The organism is Streptomyces sp. Ru62 (genome assembly GCF_002920615.1).
Lineage (GTDB): Bacteria > Actinomycetota > Actinomycetes > Streptomycetales > Streptomycetaceae > Streptomyces.
Genome location: NZ_PQSU01000071.1, coordinates 1 through 11,008 on the forward strand (window position 1 = coordinate 1; position 11,008 = coordinate 11,008).

Here is an 11,008-nt window from a genome sequence, read left to right on the forward strand (position 1 = left end):
AAACCCACACGGGAACGTTTCGAGAAGGAACTCGACCGCGGGGCGCTGTTCGTCGGCTCTCCTCAGACGGTCGCCCGCAAGATCGCCGACGTGGCCCGCGACCTGCGTCTGAGCCGCTTCGACCTCAAGTACGACATCATGCACCTGCCCCGGCAGGCCCGCGCCCGCACGATCGAGCTGCTGGGCAGCGAAGTCGCCCCACGGGTGCGGGAACTGCTCAGCAAGGAGTCCGCCCATGTCTGATCTCATGTTCGGCCTGGACACGTTCGGCGAGGTACCCGAGGACGACTCCGGCGTTCTCGTCTCCCACGCCCGGGCGATCCGGCAACTGGTCGAGGAGGCCGTGCTCGCGGACGACCTCGGCGTGGACGTCCTCGCGCTCGGCGAACACCACCGCCCCGAGTACGCGGTCTCGACGCCGGAGACCGTGCTGGCCGGCATCGCCACCCGCACCCGCCGCATCCGTCTCTCCTCCGGAGTGACCGTGCTCAGCTCGGACGATCCCGTGCGGGTGTACCAGCGCTTCGCGACGGTCGACGCGCTCTCCGGCGGCCGGGCCGAGGTCATCCTCGGCCGCGGCTCGTCCACGGAGTCGTTCCCCCTGTTCGGATTCGACCTGAGTGACTACGACACGCTGTTCGAGGAGAAGCTCGACCTCTTCGTGCGGCTGCTGGAAGAGAAGCCCGTCACCTGGAAGGGCACCGTGCGGGCCCCCTTGGAGAACGCGGAAGTCTTCCCCACCACCGAGTCCGGACACCTGACCACGTGGGTCGGCGTCGGTGGTTCCCCGCAGTCGGTCGTCCGGACCGCCCACTACGGACTCCCCCTCATGCTCGCCGTGATCAGTGGTCCGGCCGAGCGCTTCGCTCCCTACGTCGACCTCTACCGGCGCGCGGCGGAGCAGTTCGGCACCACCGCCCATCCGGTGGGTCTGCACTCCCCCGGCTTCGTCGCCGACACCGACGAGGAGGCCCGGGAGGTGTTCTGGCCGCATTACCGCGAGATCCGGGACCGGATCGGCGCGCTGCGGGGCTGGCCCCCGGTGCGCCGGCGGGAGTTCGACGCCGAGATCGAGCGCGGTTCCCTGTACATCGGCTCACCCGAGACGGTCGCGCGCAAGATCGCCGGCGCCATGCGCGGGCTCGACGTCGCCAGGTTCGACCTCCTGTACACCGCCGGCTCACAGCCGATCAGCGCCCGCCTTCGCGCGGTAGAGCTCTACGGATCGAAGGTCATCCCCATGGTCCGCGACATGCTCGCCGGCTGAACCGGTCCGGCGCCGGACCGGAACACGCCGGCCAAACCGCGCCTTCGTGCACGGCGACCGCGGTCCGTCGGCCGCCATGCCCACACGGTCCACGAGAGGAACCCGATCACGGCACCGCCGCAAGGCGAGGAGCTGCAGACGCTTCTGAAGCGGCAGGAGGAACTGAGGAACCAGCACCTCGCACCGGCGGCGGGACGTGATGGGCTGCCCGCTGGTGGAGCGACAACCGGGACTGTCCCGAGCCACCCGCACCCGGACGACATCCGGAACCGGTCTTCTCCGCCCCTTCGAAGGAGCGGACGGTGGTCCGGCCGCGGGAGGTGGCGACCGTGACCTTGTCACCGGTGATCAGCGTGACGGTGTGGGTGCCGCCCGTGTGATCGGCTGCTGTACGACGTCGGTGGGGTGGGCGGCGGTCCGGGGTGCGGCTGCCGCCCCGGTCTGGGACCGGACGAACTGAGCAAGAAAACTCCTCTTCGAGCGGCAGGAATCACCTGCCGCGCAGCGAGCGCACGTCCACGCCATGTCCGACAAGAACGGACAGATCAGAAGGATGTGCGAATAATTTACTGTGCAAGCAATGTGCCGCCTTTCAAAGTCCTGGTGAATAACAAGTCGAGAGTCGCGAGGCAGGACCTCTCCGGCGTCGCCCCTTCGAAGGCCTCGTCCGCCAGGGGTGGTTGGCGCGCCGAACGGACCCGGGGCACCTCGGCGGCCAGGACGGCCGGACTCGGCGCCACCGGGCCGCCGTCAAGGCCGCACACCGTCGGCTGCCGAGTGATGTGCGCGACACATGAAGCGACTTGACTGATTGTCAGACACTTGCATCTACTTGACAAGACAATGACTTGTTGGCACGACGAGTCATCAAAAGCGATCGAGCGAAGGCATTAATGAACCAGGAAGACCTTTTCTCCGGGACGGAGAGTCCCTCGCGAACGCCCTCGCCCGAAACGCTTGCTGCACACGTCCACAGAATCCGGAGAACGCCGGCGGACCGGCACCAGGCCCGGCCGTACGGACGCAGATTCATCATGTCCACGTTCGGGGTCACACCCGGCCAGGCCGCCGGGCGGTCCTCCCGGACCCGCGCCCGCACCCCGCACACCATTCCCAGCGTCACCTATTTGACGAGTGACGCACGGAATGCCAGAGTGTCACCTGTTCAGCAGGTGACGTCCGCGGTGCTCCGCGACGCGACACCCTCGTCCGCACGAATGAAGGCGACCATGGATCTGAAGCTCGAAGTCGTAGTGCTGCCCGTCTCCGACGTCGACCGTGCCAAGGAGTTCTACGAGAAGGCGGGATTCCGTCTGGACGTCGACTACGTGGCCGACGACAGCTACCGCGTGGTACACCTGACGCCGCCCGGCTCCGAGTGCTCGATCCTGTTCGGCACGGGAGTCACCACGGCGGCACCCGGCTCCGTCCAGGGCCTGCACCTCATCGTCTCGGACATCGAGGCCGCCCACGCCGAACTCGTCGAACGCGGCATCGAGGTGGGCGGGATCTTCCACGACGCCGGAGGGGTGTTCCACCGCGGCACGGAGGAGGGACGGGTCAGCGGCCCGCACCCGGAGCGCGCCAGCTACGGCTCCTTCGCCGCCTTCAGCGACCCGGACGGCAACGGCTGGGTTCTGCAGGAGGTCACCACCCGGCTTCCCGGCCGGTGACGACGAGACCGCTCGCCGGACACGGCTGAAGCGATGCCGGCTCGGGCCCCGCGGTGGAGCCCGGAGCACCCCCCAGGACAGGAGCATGTGATGGACGAGACCTCCCGCGCCTACGACGTAGTGGTCATAGGCGCGGGCCCGGTCGGCGAGAACGTGGCCGACCGGGCCGCCGCCGCCGGGCTCAGCACGGTGATCGTGGAACGGGAACTGCTCGGAGGCGAATGCTCGTTCTGGGCCTGCGAACCCAGCAAGGCTCTGCTGCGGCCGGTGACGGCCCGCGCCGACGCCCTGCGGGTGCCTGGGCTGAGCCGGGCGGTGCGGGGACCGCTGGACGTGGACGCGGTCCTCGCGCACCGCGACCGCATGGCCGCCCACTGGAAGGACGACGACCAGGTCGACTGGCTCGACTCGGTCTCCGTCGACCTCGTACGCGGTCACGGCCGGCTCACCGGTCCCCGTGAGGTCTCGGTACAGACACCCGACGGGGACACCGTCCGGCTGACCGCGCGGCACGCCGTCGCGCTCTGCACCGGCACCGGCACGGCCCTGCCCGACCTTCCCGGACTGGACACCGTACGCCCGTGGACGAACCGTGAGGCCACCACCGCCGACCGCGTACCCCGGCGGCTCGTCGTGGTGGGCGGCGGGGTGGTCGCCGTCGAGCTGGCCACGGCCTGGCAGGCGCTGGGCTCCCGGGTGACCCTGCTGGCACGCGGCGAGACCTTGCTGAGGAAGATGGAGCCGTTCGCCGGTGAACTGGTGGCGGACGGACTCCACGAGGCCGGCGTCGACCTACGACTGGGTACCCGTGTCGCCTCTGTACACCGCGAGAACGGCGGAGACGGCCCGGTACGGATCACCCTGGCGGACGGGGCGGAGCTGACCTCGGACGAGATCCTTTTCGCCACCGGCCGCGCGCCGCGCACGACGGACGCCGGCCTGGAGACCATCGGCCTGACGCCCGGCGACTGGCTCACCGTCGACGACACCTGCCGGGTGACCGCCGTCCCCGACGGCTGGCTCTACGCCGTCGGCGACGTCAACGGGCGCGCGCTGATGACCCACCAGGGCAAGTACCAGGCCCGGATCGCCGGAGCTGCCATAGGCGCCCGCGCCGGGAAGGCGCCCGTCGACGACGTCCGCTGGGGGGCGCACGCCGCGACCGCCGACCACGTCGCCGTCCCGCAGGTCGTCTTCACCACGCCGGAGGTGGCCTCCGTCGGGCTCACCACGCGTGAAGCCCGGCGCACCGGCCGCCGGGTCGAGGTGGTGGACTACGACCTCGGCCGTCTGGCGGGCGCCCAGCAGTACGCCGAGGACTACCGGGGCCGGGCCCGCATGCTGGTCGACGCGACGAACGGCACCGTGGCGGGCGTCACCTTCGTCGGGCCCGGAGTCGGGGAACTGCTCCACTCGGCCACGATCGCCGTCACGGGCGAGGTCCCGATCGAGCGGCTGTGGCACGCCGTCCCCGCCTTCCCGACGATCAGCGAGGTGTGGCTGCGACTGCTGGAGACGTACCGGGACGCCGGCGGGCGGTAGCGGACGCCCCGGCGAGGTGACGGAACATGCCGCCGCCGAGAGTCGGGAACCTCTCCTCGACCGGCCCACCGGAATGAAGACGACCGGCCATCTGTTGGCTCTCACGTCCTCACGGCACCTCGTTCCTGCGGCGAGTCGGCCGGCCCGCTGGCGCCCTCGCGGCGCAGCGCCTGAGCGAATGAGCAAGATATGAGTCATCACTCCACCCATGGCCCCGGTCCGGCGTCCTCACCACGGCCGGGCACCAGCTGCCGCTGTGAAGGCACCGTCCTGCTCGACGGTTCGGTCACCGTGCCGGTCACCCTGTCCTTCCACTACGCGACCGACGAGCCGTACGCCGTGCGGATGGTGGTGGACTCGGGTGTGACACCACCGGTGGAATGGGTGTTCGCGCGTGATCTCCTCGCGGAGGGGCTGTCGAGGCCCGCCGGTCTCGGAGACGTGCAGACCTGGCCCGCACCGCGTCGCCCGCACCGGCTGCGGGCGGGACGGGGCGCGCTGTGCATCCGGATCAGCTCGCCGACCGGCACCACGATCGTGTCCGCGCCGGCCGCCGCGCTGCGGCGCTTCCTCGACCGCGCCTACGGCAGCGTGGCGGCCGGCGCCGAGAGCGGCACGCTGCGGCTGGACGAGTCCCTCGCCGGGCTGATGCGCGGGACCGGTCGCAGGACGGAATGACCCCGGATCCCTTCCTGGCCCCCGGCTGCGGCACGGCGGAGGACGCCGCCGCGCCGCGGACCGTCCGGGCGGTCTTCCACGCCCGTGTCCGCGGCCGGGGCGTCCACCAACTCCGGCGGAGTCGACTGGGCCCGGCGAGCCGGCTCGGTACCGGGGTCCGGACCCCGGCCCGTCCGGCGGGTCGCTGCTCGGGAATGACACCGGGAGCCATCGACACGATGTTCCGCCTGCTGCGCCCGCCGCCCGCCGGTGCTGCTGGGAACCTCAGCCGGGGACACGTGCCGTGGACCGCTCCGCACATGTACCGCCGGCGGGGGCCAGGTCGTATTCGGTGACCGGTGCGTTCCGCCCGACCGCGATGTATCGCCGTCGCGCCGGAGACACGCCCCTTCTGGGGCAATTGCTCGACCAGTGACGATCGCTGCGCCACGCGCATCGCGCACATGCGCACCGCGCATTCAGCAGGAGCCCCGCCCCCGGTGCCCCCGGCACGCACACCTCATGGACATCGTCGCCCTGGCCGCCCACCTCGTCGCAAGGTGCCGACGATCACGATCGACGCCGAGCGCGACACGTTCACCGCGCCGGGCAACGGGGCCTCGCGCGCGACCGGCGTCGACCACGTCCGCAGCCGCCGGGCGGCGGAGGTCACCTCGGCCGATCAACCCGCCGACCACGGGCAGACGGCTGACTTCACGGCCATGTTGTCCCACCTGTCGCCGGGGCGGCGTCCTATCGTCGGTCGCCGGGAACACGCAGCCACCCATCTCTCTCCGGAGCATCTTCATGAGCAACCCCGATCAGAGGGTCGCGGTCATCACCGGCGCGTCCCAGGGCATCGGTGCCGGCCTGGTCGACGCCTACCGCGAGCGCGGCCACGCGGTGGTGGCCACCTCCCGCGGCATCGCCCCCTCGCAGGATCCGGACGTCCTCGCCGTCCGGGGAGACATCGCCGACCCGGCCACCGCCGAGCGGGTCATCTCCGCGGGGCTCGAGCGTTTCGGCCGCATCGACACCCTGGTCAACAACGCCGGCGTCTTCCTCTCCAAGCCCTTCCACGCATACACGCAGGCCGACTACGAGATGGTCACGGGCATCAACATGTCCGGGTTCTTCCGCATCTCCCAGCTGGCCGTCGAGCAGATGCTGCGCCAGGGCCGCGGGCACATCGTCCAGATCACCACCAGTCTCGTCGACCACGCCAGCTCGGCCACCCCCGCGGTGCTGGCCTCGCTGACCAAGGGCGGTCTGCAGTCCGCCACCAAGGCCCTCGCCATCGAGTACGCCGGGCGGGGCATCCGCAGCAACGCGGTCGCACTCGGCATCATCAGGACGCCCATGCATTCGCCGGAGTCCTACGGCGCGTTGGGTGATCTGCATCCGATCGGCAGGGTGGGCGAGATCCAGGACGTCGTCGACGCGGTTCTTTATCTGGACGGCGCTCCCTTCGTCACCGGCGAGATCCTGCACGTCGACGGTGGCCAGAGCGCCGGGCACTGACGACGGTCGGACACGTGTCTCCTGGAACTCGTGAGGGACGGGAATCGACTTGTCATACGGGCAGGGCACTAGTTTCCCCTGCAATTTAAGTCGACCGGTCGCTTTCTGTTTTCCGATTTCCTTTTCCGTGACCGGAGTCCCGGATGTGAACGGGTACGCACCGGTCTGCGACAGGGTTCCGGCATTTACACTGACGCCATGGCAGACGTGACAACCATCAAGCCCTTGAGCCGCGACGAGGAGGCCTTCCTACGGGCCTTGGGGAAAGTAATTACACTCCTGCCCCGGGTCGTGGACGGGGACATGCTGGAAGAGCATCCGATTTCGGGTACCGAGTACATGGTCCTCGTGCACCTCTCGGAGGCACCGGACAACCGGATGCGGATGAGCGAACTGGCCGGCATGTGTGGGCTGTCACTGAGCGGCATGACGCGGGTGGTGAACCGGCTGGAGGCGCAGTCGCTGGTCACCCGTGAGAAGTCACCCGACGACGGGAGGGCCTGGCTCGCCGTTCTCACCAGTGCCGGGTGGACGCAGCTGAAGCAGGCCTGGCCCACCAATCTCGCGAGCGTACGACGCCATGTGTTCTCGCGTCTGGAGGGCTGCGACATCGCCGCCGCCGCGGAGGTTCTGGAGCGCATAGCGTCCGGCTGACGCTGTCGCCCGAGCGACCCGGCCGGCTCATGCCGGGGGCTTCGTGCCGGAAGGGGACGAGGGATGGCTGACGGGATGGTCCGCCGCTCCCCCGGATGGCACCGCCACATGGCGCTCGCCACGGCCAACCACGCCTGCTTGACGGCCCGTTCCACGACTGCACGCCGGCACAGCGGAAACGGAACCTCCCGGCTCATCCACCTCAGCCTCGCCGGGATACGCCATCTGCTCACCCGCTTAACCGCCGCAGAACCGCACCAGTCACTACCAACGACGCGAACACAGCCTCCGACCGGGTAAGGACAGTGGCTGCATCCCTGAGCCGCGGGACTGGGTGGCGGCCGTCGACTGCGCGGACACCCCTCAGCCGCCGGTGACGCCCAGCAGCTTGCGGATCACCGAAACGGCCAGGTTCCTGCTCTTGAGCGCCGACGTCGCCCTGTTGCCGAGGACGAGGACGTCGTGGCCGAGTGCCGGGAGGAGGGTGGTGCCTCCTTCGGGTCCGAAGGGCACGGAGAAGATCCTGACCGGCGCGGGCTTGTACGGGCGTGGCCGGCCCGCGTGCTTGCCGTGGTCGAGGTACGTGCGGATGTTGTGCGCCGCGGCCTCCCCCTGTGCCACCGCCGAGGGGCTGAGCTTGGCCTCGGACACGTCGTTGACGTCGCCGACCGCGAAGACGTCCCTCTGTCCCAGCACCCTCAGGTGTGTGTCCACCTTGACGTGACCGCTCCCGTCGAGCCAGGTGCCGAGTCCCGCCAGGCGAAGCCACAGAGTGTTCGAAGTGGTGCCGGTCGTCCAGAACACGACGTCGGCGGATGGGGTGTTGCCCGCCTGGTCGCGCAGCCGGGCGCCGACGCCGTCGGCGGAACCGACGAAGGTGTCGAGCAGGATGCGCACGTCGTGCCGCTCCAGCCAGGCCCGCGCCTGACGGCCCATCCGGCCGGTGCCCTGGTGGTTGAGCAGGCGGGGGCCGCGGTGTGCGAGGGTCACCGTGGCCGACGGGTTGGCCAGCCGCAGTTCCGCCGCCAGTTCCACGCCGGAGGGGCCGCCCCCGATGACCAGGATGCTACGGGCACCGGCGACGCGTCGCTGATGGCTCCGGAAGGACTCCGCCGCTTCCTCGACGGTGCTGCCGGTGAAGCGCGCCGGTTCCTGGTAGTCGGCGCCTGTCGCGATCACCAGGGCGTCGTACGGCACCCGGTGGCCGGTGGCGAGGATCACCTCACGTTCCACGGTCGCTATGCCGACGGCCTTGTTGCGCACGACACGGCCGCGGGCGAGAAGTGAGTGGTACGGGACGGGGCGTACGTCCATTCCTCGTCGGCGCTGGCCCGTAGCGAGGCGACGCGGTGGAAGAACGCCTCCTTGAGGTCGATCAGCGTGACGTCGGCGTCCGCGTCGAGTTCGCGCGCCAGGCGTACTCCCGCGTACCCCCCACCGATGATGACGACCCGTCGCAGGGTCGTGACTATGGCCGTGATGAGCTCACTTCTTCGCACTCCTGCCGAGTCTCCTCGGCAGACAACCGATGCCGCCCGGGCAGGGGCCGCCTCTCGTTGAACGCGCGGAGGGACGTGCGGGGTTCAGAGGGGCTCCCGTGCCGTGCGAAACCTCTCCATGCGGGCACGTGTGTGAAGAACTCGTGTGCACTCGGCCGTCGCGGTGCGCGGGCCTGCCCGCGGCGACGGCGTCAGCCGGTGGCCGGGGCCGGGTGACGCAGCAGCGTACCGGCCCTCTCCTCGAGCAGTGCCACCGCCAGCAGTTCGCCGTCGACTGGCCCGTACCGTTCGAGCGCCTCCTCGTGCAGGCGCCGGACGGTGTCCGCGACGGCGTGCGGAGTGCCGCACCGTTCCGCCAGAGCGGTGATCGCGTCCAACTGGTCGTAGATGCGGTCCAGGCCGTACGCGGGGAGGTAGTCACCGGCGAGCAGCGCGGGCAGGTCCCGGCGGATGAAGGCGGAGGAGGCGGGGCCCGCGGCCAGGACGTCCGTGAGGACGCCCAGGTCCATGCCGGCGCGCCGGCCCAGCAGCAGCGCCTCCGCGGTGGCGACCGCCTGACCGAACCACAGGAGGTTCACCAGAAGCTTGGCGGTGTAGCCGGTACCGGGTCCGCCGACGTGGCTGATGCGGTCGGCGACCGCTGACAGCAGGGGACGGTGACGTTCCAGGAGGGTGGCGTCGCCTCCCACGAAGAGCCGCAACCGCGCCGCGGCGGCGTCCGCGGGCGAGCCGCCGATGGGCGCCTCCAGGAAGCCGACACCGTGTGCGGCGGCCCGCTCCCGGCAGGGCTCCGCGGCCGTCGGCGTGTTGCTGCTCATGTCGACCCACGTGGCGTTGGCGGCCAGCGCCTGGAGGAGGTCGTCCCGCACGGCCGCCGTGACCTCGGCGGCCCCGGGCAGCACCGTGAGGAGCACGTCCGCCCCCGACGCCGCGGCCACCGCCGAGTCCGACCACCGGGCCCCGCACGACCGGACCGCCGCCCGGCGCTCGGGCCGGATGTCGTGGGCCCGCACCTCGTGCCCGGCGAGGACGAGACGGCGGCACACCGGCTCGCCCATCCGTCCCACACCTATCAGGCAGATCGTCGACATGGGCGGATGCTATCCCGTCGCCCTGCGGCCCGGGGGGGCGAACCACGTGTGCCACCCGGTCCTCGGCGTGTGCGCGTGACACGGCCGGAGCTCTCGACGGCCGACGGGCTGAGGAGGCGCCGCCGCGGGCGCGCACGGGGGACGCGGTCGGCGCTCCCGGCTCCGCCGGACACCGGAAGCCGGCGGAAACGAACGGGCGGCTCCCCCGTTGTCCCGGCCACGGACGGACCGGCGCGGTCCGTCCTCGCCTCGTCACCCGCAGGGCCGTACCGACCGTGACCGCCCCGCCCGGAGTACAGGACTTCGGGACCCCGGAGGCGCTGTACCCCGGCCGCATCGACTCGGGCTGGGGTGGCCTCTCCGGGCGGGTGACCGGCAGACCCCGCGTGCCCTGCGCCGCGACCCCGCGTCCGGGGACACCTCCCCGGAGGACGTCCTGGAGTCGCGGGGTATCCGACCGGCTGGTCCCGCCTCCCGGTGGCGATACGACTCCGCACCGGCCCACCGACGCGCCGCCGTACGTCCTCGGCTCTTCTCTCCCCCGGGCGGGCCTCGCGGCGGTCCTCGGACGCCCTTCGCCGACGACGGAGCCCCAACGGCCGTCACGTGAAGCCCCGCCACGTCCGCGTCCCCCCGCGCTCACCCCACCCCGCGTATTTGACACGTCAAGCACTCGGGCTAATACTTGACGGGTCAAGGATTTGCGGGACGGTCGTGCCGGCGGAGGAGGGATCATGAGCGCCAGCCCCTTCACCATCGGGCTCAACTCCTTCGGAGAGGTCGCGACGGACGACGGCCGTGTCCTCGACAGCGCGGAGACGGTTCGCCTGCTGGTCGAGGAGGCCGCGCTCGCCGAAGCGTCGGGACTCGACGTCTTCAGCGTCGGCGAGCACTACCGTGCGGGCCATGTCGACAGCGCCACTCCGGTCCTGCTCGCCGCCATGACGACGGCCACGGAGCGGATCCGCCTCGGCACGTCGGTGACCGTCCTGAGCACGAACGATCCGGTACGGCTGTACCAGGAGTTCTCGACCCTGGACGCGGTGTCCGGCGGCCGGGCCCAACTGGTCCTGGGACGAGCGTCCGCCACGGACTCGTTCCCGC

The 11,008-nt window shown here is 70.9% G+C and carries 10 protein-coding genes and 1 pseudogene; 8 read left to right on the forward strand and 3 right to left on the reverse strand.

Annotated features, from left to right (window positions below):
- The 7 genes and pseudogenes from C3492_RS43335 to C3492_RS43370 form a co-directional block, all read left to right on the forward strand.
- Positions 1-243, forward strand: a pseudogene (locus C3492_RS43335) (LLM class flavin-dependent oxidoreductase); the annotation flags it as partial.
- Complete coding sequence (locus tag C3492_RS43340; protein ID WP_103818064.1) at positions 236-1,267, forward strand: LLM class flavin-dependent oxidoreductase; 1,032 nt, start codon at positions 236-238, stop codon at positions 1,265-1,267. The pseudogene C3492_RS43335 and the gene C3492_RS43340, both read left to right, overlap by 8 nt.
- 1,229 nt (positions 1,268-2,496) lie before the next feature.
- The gene (locus C3492_RS43350; protein ID WP_103818066.1) at positions 2,497-2,940 is read left to right on the forward strand and encodes a VOC family protein; all 444 of its coding nucleotides are present in this window, start codon (positions 2,497-2,499) and stop codon (positions 2,938-2,940) included.
- Between the two features lie 90 nt (positions 2,941-3,030).
- On the forward strand, positions 3,031-4,482 hold the full coding sequence (locus tag C3492_RS43355; protein WP_103818067.1) for an NAD(P)/FAD-dependent oxidoreductase: 1,452 nt from the start codon (positions 3,031-3,033) through the stop codon (positions 4,480-4,482).
- Between the two features lie 189 nt (positions 4,483-4,671).
- Complete coding sequence (locus C3492_RS43360; RefSeq protein WP_103818068.1) at positions 4,672-5,160, forward strand: SsgA family sporulation/cell division regulator; 489 nt, start codon at positions 4,672-4,674, stop codon at positions 5,158-5,160.
- 786 nt (positions 5,161-5,946) lie between these two features.
- Entirely contained in the window at positions 5,947-6,660 is a 714-nt protein-coding gene (locus C3492_RS43365) for an SDR family NAD(P)-dependent oxidoreductase (protein WP_103818069.1), read from the forward strand.
- 198 nt (positions 6,661-6,858) lie between these two features.
- Positions 6,859-7,314 carry a MarR family winged helix-turn-helix transcriptional regulator gene (locus C3492_RS43370; protein WP_103818070.1) on the forward strand — a complete coding sequence of 152 codons (456 nt, stop codon included), beginning with the start codon at positions 6,859-6,861 and terminating at the stop codon, positions 7,312-7,314.
- A 363-nt stretch (positions 7,315-7,677) separates the two neighbouring features.
- Here the strand turns inward: C3492_RS43370 and C3492_RS43380 are convergent, their stop codons facing one another.
- From C3492_RS43380 to C3492_RS43385, 3 genes are all read right to left on the reverse strand, one after another.
- Positions 7,678-8,547 carry an FAD-dependent oxidoreductase gene (locus tag C3492_RS43380; RefSeq protein WP_308461194.1) on the reverse strand — a complete coding sequence of 290 codons (870 nt, stop codon included), beginning with the start codon at positions 8,545-8,547 and terminating at the stop codon, positions 7,678-7,680.
- 5 nt (positions 8,548-8,552) lie between these two features.
- Entirely contained in the window at positions 8,553-8,813 is a 261-nt protein-coding gene (locus tag C3492_RS46750; protein WP_308461195.1) for a hypothetical protein, read from the reverse strand.
- A 191-nt stretch (positions 8,814-9,004) separates the two neighbouring features.
- Complete coding sequence (locus C3492_RS43385; protein ID WP_103818072.1) at positions 9,005-9,904, reverse strand: NAD(P)-dependent oxidoreductase; 900 nt, start codon at positions 9,902-9,904, stop codon at positions 9,005-9,007.
- A 734-nt stretch (positions 9,905-10,638) separates the two neighbouring features.
- On the opposite strand from C3492_RS43385, the gene C3492_RS43390 reads away from it, so the two are divergent.
- Positions 10,639-11,008 (forward strand): LLM class flavin-dependent oxidoreductase (locus tag C3492_RS43390; protein ID WP_146075812.1); only part of this gene is annotated, 370 nt, incomplete at its 3' end.

Excerpts from the sequence above, each read along its gene's own strand:
- C3492_RS43340 (WP_103818064.1), top strand. The coding sequence starts at position 236 with ATGTCTGATCTCATGTTCGGCCTGGACACGTTCGGCGAGGTACCCGAG.
- C3492_RS43350 (WP_103818066.1), top strand. The coding sequence starts at position 2,497 with ATGGATCTGAAGCTCGAAGTCGTAGTGCTGCCCGTCTCCGACGTCGAC.
- C3492_RS43355 (WP_103818067.1), top strand. The coding sequence starts at position 3,031 with ATGGACGAGACCTCCCGCGCCTACGACGTAGTGGTCATAGGCGCGGGC.
- C3492_RS43360 (WP_103818068.1), top strand. The coding sequence starts at position 4,672 with ATGAGTCATCACTCCACCCATGGCCCCGGTCCGGCGTCCTCACCACGG.
- C3492_RS43365 (WP_103818069.1), top strand. The coding sequence starts at position 5,947 with ATGAGCAACCCCGATCAGAGGGTCGCGGTCATCACCGGCGCGTCCCAG.
- C3492_RS43370 (WP_103818070.1), top strand. The coding sequence starts at position 6,859 with ATGGCAGACGTGACAACCATCAAGCCCTTGAGCCGCGACGAGGAGGCC.
- C3492_RS43385 (WP_103818072.1), bottom strand. The coding sequence starts at position 9,904 with ATGTCGACGATCTGCCTGATAGGTGTGGGACGGATGGGCGAGCCGGTG.